At 39.7% G+C, this 19,038-nt stretch carries 17 protein-coding genes; 11 read left to right on the forward strand and 6 right to left on the reverse strand.

The genetic code is table 11. From position 1 onward, the window contains the following. The first annotated feature begins 1 nt into the window (after position 1). From recF to D1155_RS03375, 5 genes are all read left to right on the forward strand, one after another. A complete protein-coding gene (recF, locus tag D1155_RS03355) occupies positions 2 to 1,099 on the forward strand; it encodes a DNA replication/repair protein RecF (RefSeq protein WP_160201009.1) in 1,098 nt (365 codons plus the stop codon). A gap of 205 nt (positions 1,100 to 1,304) precedes the next feature. Further along, complete coding sequence (gene gyrB / locus D1155_RS03360; RefSeq protein WP_160201010.1) at positions 1,305 to 3,236, forward strand: DNA topoisomerase (ATP-hydrolyzing) subunit B; 1,932 nt, start codon at positions 1,305 to 1,307, stop codon at positions 3,234 to 3,236. 17 nt (positions 3,237 to 3,253) lie between these two features. After that, on the forward strand, positions 3,254 to 5,761 hold the full coding sequence (gene gyrA / locus D1155_RS03365; protein WP_160201011.1) for a DNA gyrase subunit A: 2,508 nt from the start codon (positions 3,254 to 3,256) through the stop codon (positions 5,759 to 5,761). A gap of 383 nt (positions 5,762 to 6,144) precedes the next feature. Further along, positions 6,145 to 6,543 carry an ATP-binding protein gene (locus tag D1155_RS03370; protein ID WP_160201012.1) on the forward strand — a complete coding sequence of 133 codons (399 nt, stop codon included), beginning with the start codon at positions 6,145 to 6,147 and terminating at the stop codon, positions 6,541 to 6,543. Further along, positions 6,540 to 7,274 carry a sigma-70 family RNA polymerase sigma factor gene (locus D1155_RS03375; protein WP_160201013.1) on the forward strand — a complete coding sequence of 245 codons (735 nt, stop codon included), beginning with the start codon at positions 6,540 to 6,542 and terminating at the stop codon, positions 7,272 to 7,274. The genes D1155_RS03370 and D1155_RS03375 overlap by 4 nt, the downstream gene beginning before the upstream one ends. Before the next feature lie 41 nt (positions 7,275 to 7,315). Here the strand turns inward: D1155_RS03375 and D1155_RS03380 are convergent, their stop codons facing one another. Beyond that, positions 7,316 to 8,044 (reverse strand): aspartate/glutamate racemase family protein, encoded by a 729-nt coding sequence (locus tag D1155_RS03380; RefSeq protein ID WP_160201014.1) that lies wholly within the window; start codon positions 8,042 to 8,044, stop codon positions 7,316 to 7,318. Positions 8,045 to 8,055: 11 nt separating this feature from the next. Continuing rightward, complete coding sequence (locus D1155_RS03385) at positions 8,056 to 9,144, reverse strand: DUF917 family protein (protein WP_160201015.1); 1,089 nt, start codon at positions 9,142 to 9,144, stop codon at positions 8,056 to 8,058. 215 nt (positions 9,145 to 9,359) lie between these two features. Here D1155_RS03385 and D1155_RS03390 point away from each other — a divergent pair, with 215 nt between their 5' ends. Continuing rightward, on the forward strand, positions 9,360 to 11,066 hold the full coding sequence (locus D1155_RS03390; RefSeq protein WP_243151005.1) for an OPT/YSL family transporter: 1,707 nt from the start codon (positions 9,360 to 9,362) through the stop codon (positions 11,064 to 11,066). A gap of 14 nt (positions 11,067 to 11,080) precedes the next feature. Here the strand turns inward: D1155_RS03390 and D1155_RS03395 are convergent, their stop codons facing one another. Further along, positions 11,081 to 12,244 carry a PucR family transcriptional regulator gene (locus D1155_RS03395; RefSeq protein WP_160201016.1) on the reverse strand — a complete coding sequence of 388 codons (1,164 nt, stop codon included), beginning with the start codon at positions 12,242 to 12,244 and terminating at the stop codon, positions 11,081 to 11,083. A gap of 264 nt (positions 12,245 to 12,508) precedes the next feature. On the opposite strand from D1155_RS03395, the gene D1155_RS03400 reads away from it, so the two are divergent. Genes D1155_RS03400 through D1155_RS03410 form a run of 3 tightly spaced genes read left to right on the forward strand, consistent with a single transcriptional unit; the run spans position 12,509 to position 15,074 of the window. Further along, complete coding sequence (locus D1155_RS03400) at positions 12,509 to 13,447, forward strand: DUF1177 domain-containing protein (RefSeq protein WP_160201017.1); 939 nt, start codon at positions 12,509 to 12,511, stop codon at positions 13,445 to 13,447. 1 nt (position 13,448) lies between these two features. Then, the gene (locus D1155_RS03405) at positions 13,449 to 14,120 is read left to right on the forward strand and encodes an AroM family protein (RefSeq protein ID WP_160201018.1); all 672 of its coding nucleotides are present in this window, start codon (positions 13,449 to 13,451) and stop codon (positions 14,118 to 14,120) included. Between the two features lie 9 nt (positions 14,121 to 14,129). Next, positions 14,130 to 15,074 carry an aminopeptidase gene (locus D1155_RS03410; protein ID WP_160201019.1) on the forward strand — a complete coding sequence of 315 codons (945 nt, stop codon included), beginning with the start codon at positions 14,130 to 14,132 and terminating at the stop codon, positions 15,072 to 15,074. A 98-nt stretch (positions 15,075 to 15,172) separates the two neighbouring features. On the opposite strand, the gene D1155_RS03415 is transcribed toward D1155_RS03410, so the two are convergent. From D1155_RS03415 to D1155_RS03425, 3 genes are read right to left on the reverse strand one after another with little or no spacing between them, the layout of a single operon-like run. Beyond that, positions 15,173 to 15,646: a DUF2083 domain-containing protein gene (locus tag D1155_RS03415; RefSeq protein ID WP_160201020.1), complete on the reverse strand. Its 474-nt coding sequence runs from the start codon at positions 15,644 to 15,646 to the stop codon at positions 15,173 to 15,175. Positions 15,647 to 15,661: 15 nt separating this feature from the next. Further along, entirely contained in the window at positions 15,662 to 16,048 is a 387-nt protein-coding gene (locus D1155_RS03420) for a DUF6120 family protein (RefSeq protein WP_160201021.1), read from the reverse strand. After that, complete coding sequence (locus D1155_RS03425; protein WP_160201022.1) at positions 16,035 to 16,397, reverse strand: PadR family transcriptional regulator; 363 nt, start codon at positions 16,395 to 16,397, stop codon at positions 16,035 to 16,037. The genes D1155_RS03420 and D1155_RS03425 overlap by 14 nt, the downstream gene beginning before the upstream one ends. 497 nt (positions 16,398 to 16,894) lie before the next feature. Between D1155_RS03425 and D1155_RS03430 the strand changes: the two genes are divergently transcribed. After that, positions 16,895 to 17,365, forward strand: coding sequence for a hypothetical protein (locus D1155_RS03430; protein ID WP_160201023.1), 471 nt, complete (start codon positions 16,895 to 16,897; stop codon positions 17,363 to 17,365). A gap of 261 nt (positions 17,366 to 17,626) precedes the next feature. Further along, complete coding sequence (locus D1155_RS03435; protein WP_160201024.1) at positions 17,627 to 19,030, forward strand: hypothetical protein; 1,404 nt, start codon at positions 17,627 to 17,629, stop codon at positions 19,028 to 19,030. The last annotated feature ends 8 nt before the right edge of the window (positions 19,031 to 19,038 follow it).

Consider the following 19,038-nt stretch of genomic DNA (forward strand, 5'->3'; position numbering starts at 1 on the left):
TATGTACATTAAAAATATAGAGCTAACTAATTTTAGAAATTACAACCATTTAAAAGTGGATTTTAATAAAAATGTAAATCTTTTCCTGGGTAATAACGCCCAGGGAAAGACTAATTTGCTGGAAAGTATATACATTACTTCTATTGGCAGATCTTTTAGAACCAACAAGGACAGCGATCTTGTAAAATTTGATCAATCCATAGCAAAAGTTAAGGTAGAAGCTGAAAAAGAAGTCTTTGACACTTCTGTAGAAATTACCATTAAAAAAGACGCCAAGAAATCCATAAAAAAAGACGGCATCAATATCAAACGAACGTCCGAACTTCTTGAAAACATCCTAATTGTAATTTTTTCGCCGGAGGATTTGAAAATCGTCAAAGATGAGCCGGAAAAGAGAAGAAAGTTCATAGATAGAGAACTTTGTCAGATACAACCTCTCTATTATGACAGCTTGACTAACTATAAGAAAACATTGGTTCAGCGAAACACTTATCTGAAAGAAGAAAATATAGATAACAGCATTTTGGATTTGTGGGATACTCAGCTTGCCCATTATGGTGCAAGAATCATTCATATCAGAGAAAAGTTTATCAAAAAAATCAGCAATTTCAGCGGAAAAATCCACAGCAGCATTACCAATGGAAAAGAGAGCCTTTTTCTGGAGTATAATCCTAACGTGGCATATATGGAATCGTTGGAAGATCTGGAAGGTTTTTTTTATGATGAAATCAAAAAAGCCTTTAAAAATGATTTTCGCCAGCGCACTACTACAAAAGGACCTCATAAAGATGATATTTCATTTTATGTCAATGGGATTGATATGAGAAGTTTTGGTTCTCAGGGTCAGCAGCGTACCTGTGCTCTTTCACTGAAGCTGGCTGAGCTGAATCTGATTAAAGAAGAAACCGAAGAAGATGCGATTCTGCTCCTTGACGATGTGATGAGTGAACTGGATATTGAAAGACAGGAATATCTGATAAAAACCTTGAAAAATAATCAGCTTTTTATTACTACGACTGATATTTCCGGTGAAATTTTAAAATCCTTTCCCGAAGCAAAAGTGATTTACATCGAGAAAGGGGAAATGAGAGAAAATTAAACCTATTAAGAATTACGATATATATCGACAGTTTTTAATAGGTTTTTTCGTACTAAATTAACGTTTCTGCGGCTTTTTTAATAGAGTTAAGGTAAAAATGATAAAATACACTTATTTTCTTGTAAAATCGCTTGTTTTAGTGTATAATGGAAAAAGCGCTTAAAATTAACAGAGAAAATAAAAATTGATATAAGGTGGGTGTAAGATGAGCAAAGAAGAGAAAAATCAAAATCAGTATGACGCCGCCCAAATTCAGGTACTGGAGGGTCTTGAAGCAGTTCGTAAAAGACCTGGTATGTACATAGGCAGTACCGGACCTAGAGGGCTCCATCATCTGGTATACGAAATTGTTGACAACAGTGTGGATGAAGCACTTGCTGGTTACTGTAAATCTATCAATGTAACCATTCAGAAAGATAATTCTATTATGGTAGAAGATGACGGTCGAGGTATGCCGGTTGATAATCACCCGAAACTTGGCATTCCAGCTGTTGAAGTTATTCATACAGTCCTTCATGCCGGCGGTAAATTCGGCGGAGGAGGATATAAGGTTTCCGGCGGTCTGCACGGTGTAGGTGCTTCCGTTGTTAATGCCCTTTCTACTAGAATGGAAGTAGAAGTTAAGAGAAACGGAAACATTTACAGACAGGAATATGAAAGAGGTAAAACTGTTGCACCTCTCGCAATCGTAGGGGAATCCAAGAAGACAGGTTCTAAGACAATTTTCTGGCCGGATCCTGAAATTTTTCAGGAAACTACAGAGTACGATTATGATACTCTGCAGCACAGACTTAGAGAAATGGCGTTCCTTAACAAGGGAATTAAGATTGTTCTTTCTGATGAAAGAGAAGGAAAGAAAAAGAAAGAAGTTTTCCATTATGAAGGCGGTCTGAAGGAATTTGTAAAGCATCTGAATAATAATAAAGATGCCCTCCATGAGGAAATCATCTATTTTGAAGTAAGCAAAAAGGATATGGAACTTGAAGTTGCCATGCAGTATACTGATCGGTATAACGAAATGGTTCTTTCTTATGCCAATAATATTAGTACTACAGAAGGCGGTACCCATATGGCAGGCTTCCGTACAGCGCTTACAAGAGTATTCAACGACTATGCAAGAAAAAATAAGATTTTGAAAGACAATGACGATTCCCTTGCCGGCGAAGACGTAAGAGAAGGTATTACAGCCATCGTATCTGTAAAACTGACAGAACCTCAGTTTGAAGGACAGACTAAGACAAAGCTGGGAAATACTGAGATGAGAGGTTTCGTAGAAACTTCTACCAGTGAAAATTTAACAGCTTTCCTTGAAGAAAATCCAACTCAGGCGAAAGTTATATTAGAAAAATGTCTCCGTGCATCAAGAGCCAGAGAAGCTGCAAGAAAAGCAAGAGAATTGACAAGACGAAAAAGTGCTCTTGACAGTATTGCTTTGCCAGGAAAACTAGCCGATTGTTCTGAAAAGGATCCGGCAAAGTCTGAGATTTTCTTAGTCGAGGGTGACTCCGCAGGTGGCAGCGCAAAGCAAGGTCGTGACAGATTGAGACAGGCTGTTCTTCCGCTTCGTGGTAAAATCTTAAATGTAGAAAAAGCAAGACTGGATAAGATTTTAAATTCTGATGAAATCAAGAATATGATTACTGCGTTTGGCTGTGGTATCGGCAACGAATTTGATGAAAACAAGCTGAGATATCACAAAATTATCATCATGACCGATGCCGACGTCGACGGCGCCCATATCAGAACATTACTGCTTACTTTCTTCTTCAGATATATGACGCCATTGATCGAAGGTGGTTATGTTTATGCTGCAAAACCGCCGCTTTTCCTGACAAAAAGAGGCAAAGAGGTTTACTATACGTACAGTGAACCTGAGCAGGACAGACTGATGGCGAAGCTGAAGGAAGACGGAAAAGCAGGTAAAATAGACATTCAGAGATACAAGGGTCTTGGTGAAATGGACTTCCATCAGCTTTGGGAAACCACGATGGACTACAATAACAGAACCTTAATTCAGATTACCATCGACGATGCTGCAGCTGCAGACGAAGTATTTACAGTGTTGATGGGAGATAAGGTTCCGCCTAGAAAGAAATTTATCGAAGATAATGCACACTTAGCAGAACTTGACATTTAAGAAAGGAGGGCAAAAGTATGAATACATTATTAGAAGATACAAAATTAGAACAGCATGAGATATCTAAAGAAATGAAAAAATCCTACATCGACTACTCCATGAGTGTTATTGTAGGACGTGCCCTTCCTGATGTCAGAGACGGACTGAAGCCGGTTCACAGAAGAATTCTTTACGGTATGAGCCAGCTGGGCGTTACACCGGATAAACCGCATAAAAAATCCGCCCGTATTGTCGGTGAAGTAATGGGTAAATATCACCCACACGGCGATAGATCTATTTACGATGCTATGGTAAGACTGGCACAAGATTTTTCTACCAGATATATGTTGGTAGATGGTCACGGAAACTTCGGTTCCGTCGATGGTGACGGCGCCGCTGCAATGCGTTATACAGAAGCAAGAATGACGCCGTTTTCTCTGCAGATGATCAGGGATATTGAAAAAGAAACGGTAAACTTTGTAGATAATTTTGACGGTGAAGAAAAAGAACCAGTAGTGCTGCCAAGTAGATTTCCTAACCTTTTAGTAAATGGTTCCAACGGTATCGCCGTAGGTATGGCAACTTCCATTCCGCCGCATAATCTCAGTGAAGTCATCGATGCTACAGTAGAGTTGATTGATAACGAAGAAGCAACTGTAGAAGATTTGATGAAATATGTCAAAGGACCAGATTTTCCAACGGGTGCGACTATCCTTGGAAAGAACGGCGTAAGAGAAGCCTACAAAACCGGTATCGGTAAGGTAAAGGTTCGTTCCTGTTGCGAAATTGAAGAAACTGATAGAGGGCGTTCACAAATTATTGTAACGGAAATTCCTTATCAGGTAAACAAAGCTAGACTCATCGAAAAGATGGCAGAACTTGTAAAGGATAAGAGAATCGAAGGCATTTCTGCAATCCGAGATGAATCCAATCGTAACGGTATGCGTATCGTCATCGAACTGAAGAGAGATGCAAATCCTCAGATTACGCTGAACAGATTATATAAGCATACACAGCTGCAGGAAAGCTACAGCATGATTATGATTGCTTTGGTAGACGGTCGTCCAAAGGTTCTTAATCTCTATGACATTCTTTCAGAGTACTTGAAATTCCAGAAGGAAGTTGTAACCAGAAGAACTCAATTTGACCTGAAAAAAGCCGAAGCCAGAGCCCACATCTTAGAAGGTCTGCGTATCGCTCTTGATAATATTGATGAAATTATTAAAATCATCAGAAGCGCATATAATGACGCAAGAGAAAAGTTGATGGAACGTTTCGGACTTTCAGAAATTCAGGCGCAGGCAATTTTGGATATGAGACTTGCCAGACTGCAAGGACTGGAAAGAGAAAAAATCGACAAAGAGTATGCTGAGCTGATGGAAAGAATCGCTTACTTTAATTCGCTGCTTGCTGATGAAAAACTGCTCATGGGTGTTGTAAAAGATGAACTTCTGGAAATCAAAGAAAAATACGGTGATGACAGAAGAACCAAGATGGTTGCAGATGTAGATGAATTTGACGATGAAGACTTAGTTGCAGAAGAAAAAGTAGCGATTACTTTGACGCATCTTGGATATATCAAGAGAGTTCCGGCTGACACCTATAAAGCACAGAGACGTGGCGGTAAGGGCATTACAGGCATTACGACCAGAGAAAACGACTTTGTAAAAGACCTGATTATGACCTCTACTCACGACTATCTCATGTTCTTTACCAATACAGGAAAAGCGCATAAGATTAAAGCATTTGAAATTCCAGAAGCGACAAGAACAGCTAAGGGTACGCCGGCTGTCAACTTCCTGAATCTGATGCAGAGAGAAAGAATTACAGCAATTATTCCGGTACAGGAATTTGCAGATGATAAATTCCTCATTGCTGTAACTAAGAACGGTACGATTAAGAAGACACCGCTTTCTCAGTTTGATACGCAGAGAAAGACTGGTCTTATTGCTATCAACTTAAAGGATGACGACCAGTTAATCGGTATCAAAGAAACTACTGGAAGCAACAATGTAATCATAGTAACCAAAAATGGTAAATGTATCTGCTTCTCTGAAGAAGATGTAAGAAGCATGGGTAGAATTGCCGGTGGTGTTCGTGCAATTAAGCTTGAAAAAGATGATGAAGTTGTAGCAATGGAACTTGTTGAACCGGGTCAGGAGCTGCTGGTAGTAACAGAAAATGGTTACGGTAAAAGAACTCCTGTAGAAGACTATAAGATTCAGGTGCGCGGCGGTAAAGGTCTTTTGACTTATGATAAATCCAAGTTCAAAAAGACCGGTGCTCTTATCGGTGCAATGGTTGTCGATGAAGATGACGAAGCTCTGATGATTAATTCAGATGGAATCATCATCAGAATCAGAGCTGGAGAAGTATCCAAACTGGGCAGAGCAACCCAGGGTGTAAAGATTATGAAGGTCGAAGACGAAGTAAAAATTGTCGCTATGGCAAAAGTAATCAAAGAAGATGAGGAAGAGGAAGTAAAAGAAAAACCTGCAAAGGAAGAAGCACCGAAAGAAGACGGTGACGAACAGCTTACTCTGTAATTAAAAATAAAAGGCTGTCGCACAGTTTAAAGATTCGTTTAGATGGAGCGACAGCTTTCTTCTTTTTGGCGCTGCACATCGTTTCTTTTCACTTATATTTTTCTGTACATATTTTGGAGGATTTTGTCGATAATATGCACTCCTGTGTGCATATTTTAAGAAAAAATGCCTTTAATATGCACATTTGCGCAGCTAAGAACTAAAAAAGCTGCCGAATGAACAATGAAATTGCCTTTCAACAGCTTTGACTGTACATATTTTTGAAAGTTTTTAAAAAAATATGCAGAGCGTTATGCATATTTTTAGGATTTTTTGCGAATATATGTACATTCACAGCCAGTTATTGGATTTATAAAAATTATGCTGATAGAGGAGTTATTTAAATGGATCAGTTAAAATTTACAATACCGGGAAAACCGGAATATCTGACAATGCTGCGTCTTGCAATCAGCTCGGTAGCAGTAACCGCAGGCTTTGATCTTGATGGAGCTGAAGATATAAAAACAGCTGTATCGGAGGCTTGCAAACTGGTATCCTGCCATGGTTTTGACGGATTTTCCGACAAGTACGAACTGCAATGCAGCGTAGAGGAAGGGAGGATTGAAATCATCATAGAAGACAGATGTGAAAATCATACCCTTGAAAAGCTGCATAAACCTTGCAAAAACTGCCCAACTGAAGGAAATATCGGTGTTTATGTTATTCAAACACTGATGAATGAAGTAGAAATTAATGTTTTAGAGAACGGACAAAAGTCAATAAAAATGGTGAAATATTTATGATGGAACAAGAATTGTTTATCAAATACAAAGACAATCCCACCAGAGAACTTCGTAACGAAATTGTAGAAAAACATCTTTACATGGTAGACATTCTGATTCGGAAATATCTAGGAAAAGGCGTAGAATATGACGATCTTTATCAGGTTGGTGCTCTTGCTCTTGTTTCTGCTGTGGAGCGCTTTGATCCGGAAAAAGGATATGAGTTCAGCTCTTTTGCAACACCAACTATTTTGGGAGAAATCAAAAAATATTTCCGGGACAAGCAATGGAGTTTAAAGGTTCCCCGCCGCCTGAAAGAGATTGCCGCGAAGGTGCAGGAAACTAAGGAAACACTTTACACGGAGTATCATCGTAAACCGACGGTGGAAGAAATCAGCAAGGCTACAGGCTTTTCAAAGGAGCAGATTATTGAGGCACAGGAAAGTTCCCAGGCTTACGGAACCTATTCTCTTGATAAAACCTTTGATGACATGGGAGAAGATGGGGAAAGTCCACTTCTCGAAAAGTATGCCGGTTTTGTGGAAAAAGGCTATGAACGGATTGAAATCTCTGAGATTATCAAAAAGGTCATGGCTACTTTCAGTGAGCAGCAGCTTTACATATGCAAGCAGCGGTTTATCCATAACCGCTCTCAAGCAGAAATTGCAAAGGCTCTCGGCGTTTCCCAGATGACCGTGTCGCGGGCTGAGAAAAATATTATCAGCCGGTTTCAGGAGGAACTGAAACACTAGAAAAGAGCCGCATAAATTTGCGGCTCTTTAAGGTTTTGTATTTACAGCCTTAAAATTTTAGCTGAAGCAATCTGTGGACTGATAGAAACGGAATTGTCATATCCCAGCATAACCATAGTTTCCAGGAATTTTATAGCATTTGCCATGGGTTCGATAACGGTTATATTTATGTGCTCCTCTTTCAGCCTTGCATTGAGGGTATTTGCAATATAAAACATTCCAGTACATCCCAGGCAAACTGCCTTGATGCCGTAATCATCAGACATTTTTTTGCAGATAGAAAGCAGTCTGTCTATCAGGAAATCCGCCTGTTCACGAATATCGTTTACTTCTAAATCAACAGGGATAATAGAGGCGATATGGTCCAGCATACCTATTTGCTTTGCCTTTCTTTCTTCGTGAATAATTCCCGCTGTGTCGGTGGTAATAATACCAATTTTATCTGCGAGAATCAGCGCAGAATGTATTGCCGCCTGATATGGACCGATAACGGGAGTAATGGCAAGTTCTCTGCAAGCAGATACGCCCGGATCATCAAAGCAATTCACATATATGCCATCGTAGTATTTACTCAGCGTTTTTACCAGATTTACAGTTTGCCAGCCGTTGTAAATATCCTGTAAATCCGATTCAATAGAAGTGTATCCTTGCGGAATTTGTGCAAATTCGATGACCGTATCTGGATGAAGATAGGGCTGAAGATATGAAAGAATATCAGTTTTTTTGTTCTCATATTCCGCAGTCACAGGGATTAAAAATAAAAGTTTCATCAGCGCTCCTCTCAATCAATATAAATTTCATCAATATATTTTTGCATTTCGATATTTAGAATGTTTTCGATTCTCTGATATACGTCTCGGTATAAAAGACCTTTTCCAAGCAGCATATGCTCTTTTGATGCGGCAACTACTGTAATATTGCAGCCATTTTCAATTTGTGCAGTAGTCAGAATTTCTCCCGTTTGTGTATCTATCGTTGTAATCAAATCAGGGAACGTATGTAGCCTTTCCCCATTTTTATCAACGGCCATATATTCATTAAAAAAGTATAGCTGATATTTGTCGTTTTCGCTGCAAACTGTAAAAGAACCATGATCCAACGCGTTTTCAGTGCAGAGAGTGTGATTCTCTACCCTGCCCTGGCAAATTATATTTCCTTCTACTACGGAACATGCTGCTGCAATCTTTTCTTCCACTGTTTTTCCAGTTAAATATACTTCGCCCAGTCTGTATGCTAAATCATATGCTCCCGTTGCACCGGAAGTTTCAAGCCATGACGGAGCGACAGGGTTTCTTGCGACAGCTATAGCGCCGCCTGCCTTTGCTGCGGCGTTTCTGATCAGGTCAGAGGTAGTTTCTATGGAGCCGGTTAAAAGTACTTCAACATATGTATTGGTAGATTCTCTGCCACCAGCCCCAGCTTGCACCGTGATATTTTTATCACCTTTCTCAAGACCCAGAGATCCCATAATCCCAAAGGGATGTGCTCTGCCGTCACAGGCAGAATTAATGACGGGAATATTTAAGCGAGCAGCTGGAATAAAGGGCTCAAAAGAAGATGAAGCACCCATTTCGCAGGGAATAAAACCTATAATTTTTTTCTTTTCCTGAGATTGAATTAGATAAAGAATTTTTTCGTAAACGTCCTCTGAATAGTAAGCGGTATCCGATGCGGGAGAGCCAACGCCGGATATGGTAAGAATGACGCCTTCCTTTTCGCTGACTTCGGAAAGGGGAATAATCTGCACTTCTCCCAATTCCAAAGCGCGCCTTGCGGTTGAAAGACCTTCACGAATATCTCCGCCTCCGCCTCCGCCGAGAAAGAGACTTCCGATTGCAATTTTCTTAACATCTTCAAGATTTACTAACATATTAGTGGTACCTCCATGTAATAATGCAAGTACCGGAATTACACACTGCCAGTATACTGGGTTCAGAGGCGAAAGTCAACCTATATTTTTTGAAATTTCAAAAAGTCCTTGACACTAAATCGAAGCCATGATACATTAAATTTAGTTAAAATGTCAATATTCATAATGTTCTCGTTAGCAGTTTGATTTGTGAATCAAAACAAAAGGAGAAAGTTATGAATAACACAGAAAGTAAGCAGAACAATATTCTGCTTGAGGAACAAAAAGAAATTGACAGACATAAGATTACTGCAGATCAGATGCCAAAAGTAAAAGAGCCTGCAGTTTTTGTTGTTGCTATTATTGTTGCGATTCTCGGGTGTATTGTAGGACTTCAGGTACAGATTCATACAGGTACTACACCAGATACATCTATTGTCGGCGCTATTTTTGCTATTCTTATTGCGCAAATTCCTCTCAGATGGCTAAAACCTTTTAAAAACATTCACCGGCAGAATCTGGTACAGACGACGATTTCCGGTGCGACGTTTGCTTCTGCAAATTGTATGTTCTTAACTATGGGTATCCCTGTTATCATGGGATGGCCGCAGTTGATGGTTCCTATGTTAATTGGTGCAACTCTTGCCACTATTGTGGATGCAACGATTTTATACAAGTCCTTTGGATCTCCAATGTTTCCGGCTGAAGGTGCGTGGCCTCCGGGAATTGCTGTAGCCGAATCTATTTATGCTATGGCTGACAAAGGAAAACGAGCGCTTTTGCTGCTTGTAGGTTCTGCTGCCGGATGGATTGGTGCAATGATTGGAATTCCAATGGATTTAGTTGGAGTAGTATGGGTTGGAAGTTTAGTAGCGATGGGTGCTTTTGGTGTAGGTGCTTTGTTGAAAGGTATTTTATCTACGAACGAATTTTCTCTCACCTTTGCAGGTCACACCGGAACTTTTGCAACAGATATTTTCGGATCGGATTTCTCATTTGCCGACAGCGTTTCTCTTTCCTATCTTGGTCATGGCGCGATGATTGGTGCCGGAATTATTTCTTTATTGCAGTGTGCACGAATTTTATTTAAAAAAGAAGAAAATGGAACTTCTGCCGCATCCAGATTCGGAACAAGTCTCAGTGATATGAAAAACGCTTTGAGCAAAGGCTTTATTGCATATATTGTTATTGCAATCGGTCTTGCAATTGCGACAGGTCTGTACTATGAAATGGGTATAGTGAAGCTAATCGCATGGGTCATCTTTGCTGCAGTCGCAGCGTTGGTATCTGAGCTTATCGTAGGTGTTTCCGCGATGCATTCAGGCTGGTTTCCGGGATTTGCTACTGCACTGCTATTTTTGATTATTGGTATGATGATTGGCTTCCCTACACTGCCGCTGGCAATTCTTGCAGGATTTACAGCTGCTACAGGTCCGGCTTTCTCTGATATGGGAAACGATTTAAAGGCAGGATGGATATTGCGTGGTAAAGGCGCAGATATGGAGCTAGAAAAAGTAGGAAGAAAACAGCAGTACTATGCAGAATTGCTCGGGTTTGGCGTTGCCTTTGTCATGGTAGCAATTTTTGCGAAGGGTTATTTCAATCAGGGTATGTTTGCGCCGATTAACTTTGTTTATCAGTCGACTATTGAAGCGGGATCTACCGTTGAAGTAATGAAGTGGCTTGCGATTTGGGCAATTCCAGGTGCACTGATTCAGCTTTTGGGCGGAAATCATCAGGCAGGAATTCTGTTTGCAACTGGTTTTTTGGTTGGATGGACTGAGGCTGGTGTTGTCATTCTGATTGCAATTTCAATCAGAGCGATTGTTATCCATAAAAATCCTGAAAGAGACAGCATTTTTGCAATCCTTGGCGCAGGTGCTCTTGTGGGATCCGCGCTTCGGGATTTCTCCACTTCCATGCTTGGATTATTTAAGAAATAGGTTGCCGCAAGGCGCTATGTCAACGCTTTCATTTTCATAATTTTGTACAGAAAATACAGCGTTTGCGTAAAGTCAAGAGAGCTCCTTCCATACGGAATCAGCTCTCTAATTTTATTTAGGCGGTAGCGTACCGTATTAACATGAATATGCAGCAGTTTTCCCGTTTTTACATGATCAAGGTCACATTCAATAAAGGCTGTCATTGTTTCAATCAAGTTGGAATGGTATTTCTTGTCATGTTCAGCAATGGGCGAATATAACTCATTAAAGTAGTCCTCAAGAAGTGGATTTGAAAGGAGTTTGACGAGCAGTTTTGATAATCCGATATCTCTGAAATACACTGTGCCGTTGATATCGTGTGCGCCAGATAAACTTGCCATAGATGCTTGTACAATCACTTCATCTACTTTCTTCAGCGGAAGCATTTCGCTGATTCCTATGACTGCATTAGGCAGCATTCTGCGAATAAACTGGATTTCATCCTCGCAGGATGAAAGATTGGTCGCCGTGCGGTAGGACCAGATAATCAACATCCCTTTTTTATAGTGGCATCCTAAGGCAAACTTGTTTTCTCTAATTTTATTCAGCAAATATACCTCGTTGCTGATTGCTGTGATTTTGTTGGAGGAGAGGTCGGTATTGACGCAGTAAAAGGCTCTAATATAGGAATGAAAATTCTTATTGAGCAGAGGAATAATCTCTAGTTTTCTCTCTTCTTTACATGGGGAGGAAACTAGTTCATGGATTAGATTTTCATGAAGTTCAGATTCATGATAGGATAGTTTAAGCTCCATGATGGAAGAAATAATCAGTGCATATGGGGTACTTGAGTCGATAAAAATAATGGGAAGCTTGTGTGTGTTTGCTAATTCATATGCACTTTCTGGAAGCTCGTCCAAGTATTCGTCAATGATACAAAGGGCGGAAACCTTCATGTCAATAAAATGCCGAATCAGCATGTTGATGTATTCCTCATTGTCCACTCCGTAAGCCATTGACGTCAAATATAGATTCTGCCCGTAATTTACTGGTGTAGACTCTGAATCTGTTTCATCATAATAGTTATCCAGCACATTAACGTACGATACGATATTAGATAGCCCGTTCTGGCCAGCTTTCAGCGCTGCATTTGCCATGATTGGCAGGTGCAGAACATCTAATACGGTAATATCCTTCATATATGCAACCTTCCTTTTTGTCTTGATTCTGCCATAATTATACCAGGATTTAATAAATCCGTAAACAGAATTATATTATCATACAATAATCTATAAAATTTTTTATATGTACATACAATTCTTTTTATTTTTTTTCCCTGCTAAAATGAGCAGTAATACCGGAATTACACAAACAGGAAGAACGCAGATCGTGTGCTGCAAATTAGGACAATACCGAGTATTGACATTTTAACGACTAAAAAAATTAATTTCAGGAGGTACATAATGGTATTCAAGCAAATGATCGAAGTATATGATATTCTCGATGATATCCATGCAAATGGTGAGAGAATGGCTAATTATTTTAGATCCATTAAATCGGATGCAGATGTTGAAGTGAAGACAATTTACGGAGATAAAGGAAAGACCGACTTGGTAAAGGTTACGATTCCGGGAACTAATGGACGGATAAAAGGGGGCGACGCCCCTACCCTCGGCTTAATAGGCCGTCTGGGGGGACTAGGTGCTAGACCTGAGAGAATCGGTTTTGTATCTGATGGAGATGGTGCGCTTACGGTGTTGACTGCAGCGGCAAAACTTCTCGATATGCAGAAAAAAGGAGATACACTGGAAGGAGATGTCATTGCGGTTACCCACATCTGCAGCGATGCGCCTACCGAACCCCATGAACCTGTAGACTTTATGGATTCTCCTATCAGCATGAAGCAGTGCAATGATGAAGAGGTTTGTGAAGAAATGGAAGCAATTTTGACTGTCGATACCACAAAGGGAAACAGAGTCATCAATACAATGGGTTTTGCGATTTCTCCAACGGTAAAGGAGGGATATATTCTGCGAACCAGTGAAGATCTGTTGGATTTAATGGAAATGACGACGGGTCGTCTGCCAAAGGTTTTCCCTGTTACGACACAGGATATCACCCCTTATGGAAATGACCTGTATCATTTGAACAGTGTACTGCAGCCTGCTGTTTCCACAAACGCTCCTGTTGTTGGAGTTGCAATTACAACGGAAGTTCCTGTTCCGGGATGCGGAACCGGCGCAACTCACGCAGCAGACGTAGAGATGACTATAAGATTTGTCTTAGAAGCCGCCAAGGCCTATGGAAGAAAACAGTGCAGTTTTTATGACGAAGCCGAATTTAATCATTTAGTAGAACTCTACGGCTCCATGACGCAGCTGCAGACAATGGGAATGAAGTAAGATGAAGAAAATTGGTTTTATCACGATCGGTCAGTCCCCTAGAGATGATATCATGAAAGACATTCTTCCAATAATCGGAGATGATATAGAAATTTTACAGAAAGGGGCTTTGGACAACCTTTCAGAGGAAGAATTGGAGGAAATCGCACCGCAGTCTGGCGACACAGTTCTTGTTTCATCCCTTAGAGATGGGCGGTCTGTTTCCATGGCGGAAGAAAAAATTATCGTGCATCTTCAGCGGTGTATCGATGAATTGGAAGTTTGCGGTGTGAGTGGGATTATGTTCCTATGTACGGGAGATTTCAAAGATCTTCTCACTGCACATGTTCCTCTGATATATCCAAACCGTCTTTTGAGGGCGATTATCCCCGCCATATGTGATAGAAAAAGGCTTGTAGTTCTCGTTCCCGAAGAGGAACAGAAATCTGAGGCTATGGCGCAATGGGGAGGTATCGGCATGGAGACCAGCGTTTTTCCTATCTCGCCGTATACAACCAGCGGAGAGAATTTCGCGGCGCTGGCTCTTACGTTAAAAGACATTGACTGCGACTGCATTCTGATGGACTGCATGGGATACTCCGCAGAGATGAAGTATATCCTTTGTAGCCGCAGCGGTAAAAATGTATTGCTTCCACGTACTTTTTCTGCCGCTGTGCTGAAAGAACTGATTTAAGGAGCAAATATGAAATCACTTATAGAAATATCAAAGGACATTTTAACAGGTTGCATGGATTTAAAAAAGGAAGAGACGCTGCTTGTTATCACCGATACGTTAAAATTCGAAATCGGAAAAGCCCTATATCAGGCGGGTCTTGAACTCGGGTGCGAATCTCTTCTCATGTCCATGGAAGCTCGCTCTGTTTCCGGAGAGGAACCTCCTGAGGCTGTAGCAAATGCAATGCTGGGTGCAGATGTTATCATCTGTCCCACAGAAGAGTCTCTAACCCATACGAGTGCAAAAGTAGAGGCCGTCAAAAAAGGCGCCCGTGTAGGTACTATGCCGGGTATTACAGAGGAAATGTTTACACAGGGTGCAATTACCGCTGATTTTAAAGAAGTTGAAAAACGTACGTTGGAATTGACGCAAATGCTCACCGAGGCGAACGAAGCTGTAATTGAAAAGGATGGGTTGGTGATGAGGCTAAATTTGCAGAATAGAGAGGGCGTCCCAAGTACTGGCGTATATAGACATCGTGGAAGTAGCGGAAACCTGCCTTCAGGAGAAGCGTATATTGCACCGAAGGAAGACGGGTGTGATGGTGAAACTCTGATTGACGGTTCAATGGTAGGCGTTGGAACGCTTGTCGAGCCCCTTCACGTCACAGTGAAGGACGGTCAGCTTCAGAAAATCACAGGCACAGGTTCTGAAAAACTGGAAATCTTATTTACTAAACCGGAGAACGGCATTGTGGCTGAGCTTGGCATCGGCACAAATGAAAAAGCGCTGCTCTGTGGAAATACACTGGAAGATGAAAAAGTCTATGGAACGGTACATATCGCCTTTGGAACCAATACCTCTTTTGGCGGAAAAAATAAGGCAGACTGCCATATGGATGGCATCATCTTGAAGCCTACGCTGTATTTGGATGGCAAAAAAATCATTGCAGACGGAGAGTTTGTCTATTAAACTTTCAGCTGAGAAATCTGTTCAAAGGAAAACCTCCCGTAGGAAAGGTGTTTAAACGGGAGGTTTTTTAGTATGACATTTTGTAATTCGCTAAATAATTAGTAGAACATACCGGTCGGACCACAGGTTAAAGTGACGGTTTTTGTTACAGTCTCTACAACAATATTACCATTATAGCGTTTTCCGGTTGCTGTGGCTGTCGCTTTATTTCCGGACTTGCCACCTGTAATATCGGAAACTTTCCAGTTTGAGTCTAGAGAAGCGGCAGATGGAGTTGCAGAAGTACATCTGGCAGTACCATCTCCATAGGTAAATGTACCGGTAACTCTGACGTACCATACGGATTTGCCTGCTGAATTTTCGTAATATACGGTTTTAGATTTTGTTTCAGTGGTTCTGTCAAAAGGCTGAATGCCCGGTGTAGGTACATCTTCTATCACAGTTATGAAGCGGCTGCCGTCAGGCAGTTCTTCGATATCTACAGAAATTACGTTGCTCTGTGCAAACGCAGGCTGCAATGTGAACACTAAAATCATGCTGATAATAGTGAAAAAAGTGGTGAATTTTTTCATATCTAAGTCCCCTTTCTATTCGATGACAACTCTTTCATGAGTAATGATAGAGTTTACACTTTTTAAGTATGAATCATAAAGAAAAATAACTCTGATGGTACATGTAACGATTACTACAGTAACAGCAATAATAATCGCTCTTTTAATCGTTTTTCTCAGAGAAATCTTTTTGCAAAGCTCATGCTGGTCTAAACAGGAAATATAGTTAAAAACAACATCAGCAGGTTCCTCGAATCGCTCCAAAATTTCTTCATAGGTGCAGTTTGGATTGGATTCGATATACTCGTCGACTGATTTTCTAAGGTCGTTAATAAATATTTTCTCCTCTTTAGAATAAATAGGAAGCAGTAATTTTATTTCTTTGAAATACTGTTTGAGTGCTTTAGCCCTAATCTGCTGCATAATACTCCTCCGGCAGTTCTTTACAAGCGAGAATTCGGTCAGTGCCTATCCTGTTGTTCTCGTAATCCTCTAACAGGTCGGCAAGACGAGCTTTCCCGGAATCTTCTAAGTGATAGTATACTCGAATACGTCTCTTGCCGATAGGTTTTTCAATATCGGAAATGCACCCATTATTCTTTAGTTTATAAAGGGTTGGATACAGAGAACTTTCGGTGACGATAACCTTCCCTTCGGAAAGAGTCTCAATCAGCGTAGTTAACTGATAACCGTATAAATCACTTTTGTCTAACAGGAAGAGGACAATAAGCTCCACCGTTCCCATCTTAAAATTGCTTCTACCTCTGGCCATATAGTAGTCTCCTTATAACTGAAATTGTACAACAGAAGTTTTGTAGTGTCAACGTTATTAAAAAAATATATTATGAAAAACAAAATAATGGTTGACATAGTTTTAGGAATCTGCTATGATATAGAAAAGTCAGAAAAATAAATCATTTGATTCGTTTGCTTCTGTCGGTATTGGGATTAGATTTAAAAAGGGGTGATGCGTATGAGGGAAGAGACTGAAAATGTGAACTAAAGCAAACAAACGATTTCAGAGGCATATACTTGTTCGACAGTTTCAATATTAATATTTGGAGAGCCATTCCGACAAGAAAATATGAAAAGTTTTTTTTGATGAATATGATTCAAAAAAGTGATGTGATCCAGTTAATAATAAATCATATATAGATGATTAGTATGATATTGTTTCAATCATATTTTATAATATATGGGATAATCTTATAATTTATATATTGGACATCGAATTATCAAGAACTAGAGGAAAAACGAAAGGATAAAATCATGAGAAGGAAATTAAAAAAATTTTTTGCATGTGTATGCGCATTTACTCTTTTAGCTACAAGTTTTTCATTTGCGGCTGAAGATCAAACAATTGAAAATGCGGTAAGTGCGTCATTACCTCAGGCAACATCTAAAACTGTCACTGATTCACATGGAAACAAATATACAGTTTCAGGATTATCTTCTATAGTTGGAAAAAAAGCAGAAACTCATACCGAATTCAAAGTATCCTATTACTTTGGAGGGAAAAAAGCTCCTGTAGATGCATATACGAAGAAATTAACCGGAGTTGGCCGGGTGTGGTTTTATGGTTCAGCATCAGATAATCAATTCACTAAGTCTGCGAATAAAACAGGAGCAAGTGGTTCCCTTATCGCAACAGATACTTATGATTTTTTGGTGAAAAGTTTAAATAGTACACATAAATTCTCATGCGAAGGAGGATCTGTAAGTTTTTATACCGAAATGTAAAGAGTAGTGGAAGATAAGCCAAAAATATTTCTAGGAGCCTCATAAATTTGAAGTGCCAGTATGGATGGTGAAGTAATCAAGATTTGGCGACTACTGCTATATGGTAGGAAAGGTTATAGGTTTGTACTAAAGTGACCTAGAAGTCCTTAGAAATGAGGACTTCTAGGTTATTCAGATTGTTATTTCAATTCAATTATCGTATGCTGAATAGCACGTATGTGAGAAGGGCGGCTTATAAGGATTACTAGATGGGAGGTATTTATGAGAAAGCAAAAGATAATCATTATATTTTTATATACAATAACTTTCTTCCTTTATTCCTGCAGTGAACCCGACAATTTGTCCGTAAAAATTTCCGAAACGCCGTCAGATATAGTTGTACAGGGTGCAAATGATTTTGGAACGTTTTCTGCAGGCGAATCAGGAATATTACACATCGAAGATAACCATTTTCTATTTTTTGATTACGAATCAAAGAAGGATTATGTGGTTTGTAGCAGGGCAAACTGCAGGCACAATGATAGTAGTTGCAGTGGTTGGTATGATGGGTATCATGGGGCTTTAGGACTTGCTGAATATGGAGGCAAACTGTATTGTTTTGTCAAGCGGCAGGAAAAAAATTTATATGAATTTATTCAGATGGATTTGGATGGAAATAATCGAAAGGTAATTGCAAAAATTGATTGTGGAGACAGTTTGCCTGGAAACTGGGAGGCAAATCTAGACTTATCATATACATATTATACAAACTATAAGGTGATTACAGTTTTGAACTGGTTATATAATCCAAAAGAAAACTCTGAAGAAATCATTCAGACCCAGCAATGCATTTCCGTGGATTTGCTGTCAGGTGAAATTATTGAAATTATGGAAAGAACAGAAGAACCTGTGCAATGCACTATTGAGGCGGTTTCAAAGGATTACAGTATAATCAAGGTGACAGGGTATGCTGAGCAGCGTTTTACAGAAGATGAATTCTTCACTCGGTATGAGCAGGGAGAATTTGCAGATTATGTTCAAATTATGAAGGCAGAGAATCCTTATGAGGCATATTGTGATTGGTATTTTGATGAAGTAACATGTTGGTATAAGTATCTGATTTTTGATATAGATAAAAAAGAAACAGATATATTGCAGATGGGAGATTTAAAAAAAGTCAAGGATGAAAATGGAAAAACAACAGCCATAAAGCCACCGTTTTATATCATAGGTGTATATAAGAATGATTTGGTGATTGAAAAGCTTGAAGAAGGGGTTATTGAGGATGAAGAGTATCCCGGTATTATTAAAGAACAAGTCTATAGGTGGGATTTGCAGAAGAATACAAAAGAAAAAATTCTTCATATAGATGATGGCTATGTTTTTGATGCCGGAGGATTAGATTGTAGCAGTATTGTTGACCATAATAAAATTCTATTTCTAAGAAGAAAGCCAAACGGAAAGGCCGTCTATTACTATTATTGTTTTGAAACAGAACAGGAAGTACAGATGTATGAGACGGTTCGGAATGTACCATATCGAATTGTAGGGGAAATGAAAAATTGTTTCATCTATTACACGGCAGATGAAACAAAGAAGTCTATGTATATGCTTGATAAAGATTATTATTATAAAGGGAATTTTGAAAAATCTATCCGCATTGAAACAATGGATGAGTATTTCTAGGGAGGATT

The organism is Anaerotruncus sp. 80, from assembly GCF_009936115.1.
In the GTDB taxonomy this organism is placed as follows: Bacteria; Bacillota; Clostridia; order Peptostreptococcales; family Anaerovoracaceae; genus Senimuribacter; species Senimuribacter intestinalis.

Coding starts and splice junctions, on each gene's coding strand:
- recF (WP_160201009.1), top strand. CDS start 2: ATGTACATTAAAAATATAGAGCTAACTAATTTTAGAAATTACAACCAT.
- gyrB (WP_160201010.1), top strand. CDS start 1,305: ATGAGCAAAGAAGAGAAAAATCAAAATCAGTATGACGCCGCCCAAATT.
- gyrA (WP_160201011.1), top strand. CDS start 3,254: ATGAATACATTATTAGAAGATACAAAATTAGAACAGCATGAGATATCT.
- D1155_RS03370 (WP_160201012.1), top strand. CDS start 6,145: ATGGATCAGTTAAAATTTACAATACCGGGAAAACCGGAATATCTGACA.
- D1155_RS03375 (WP_160201013.1), top strand. CDS start 6,540: ATGATGGAACAAGAATTGTTTATCAAATACAAAGACAATCCCACCAGA.
- D1155_RS03380 (WP_160201014.1), bottom strand. CDS start 8,044: ATGAAACTTTTATTTTTAATCCCTGTGACTGCGGAATATGAGAACAAA.
- D1155_RS03385 (WP_160201015.1), bottom strand. CDS start 9,144: ATGTTAGTAAATCTTGAAGATGTTAAGAAAATTGCAATCGGAAGTCTC.
- D1155_RS03390 (WP_243151005.1), top strand. CDS start 9,360: ATGAATAACACAGAAAGTAAGCAGAACAATATTCTGCTTGAGGAACAA.
- D1155_RS03395 (WP_160201016.1), bottom strand. CDS start 12,244: ATGAAGGATATTACCGTATTAGATGTTCTGCACCTGCCAATCATGGCA.
- D1155_RS03400 (WP_160201017.1), top strand. CDS start 12,509: ATGGTATTCAAGCAAATGATCGAAGTATATGATATTCTCGATGATATC.
- D1155_RS03405 (WP_160201018.1), top strand. CDS start 13,449: ATGAAGAAAATTGGTTTTATCACGATCGGTCAGTCCCCTAGAGATGAT.
- D1155_RS03410 (WP_160201019.1), top strand. CDS start 14,130: ATGAAATCACTTATAGAAATATCAAAGGACATTTTAACAGGTTGCATG.
- D1155_RS03415 (WP_160201020.1), bottom strand. CDS start 15,646: ATGAAAAAATTCACCACTTTTTTCACTATTATCAGCATGATTTTAGTG.
- D1155_RS03420 (WP_160201021.1), bottom strand. CDS start 16,048: ATGCAGCAGATTAGGGCTAAAGCACTCAAACAGTATTTCAAAGAAATA.
- D1155_RS03425 (WP_160201022.1), bottom strand. CDS start 16,397: ATGGCCAGAGGTAGAAGCAATTTTAAGATGGGAACGGTGGAGCTTATT.
- D1155_RS03430 (WP_160201023.1), top strand. CDS start 16,895: ATGAGAAGGAAATTAAAAAAATTTTTTGCATGTGTATGCGCATTTACT.
- D1155_RS03435 (WP_160201024.1), top strand. CDS start 17,627: ATGAGAAAGCAAAAGATAATCATTATATTTTTATATACAATAACTTTC.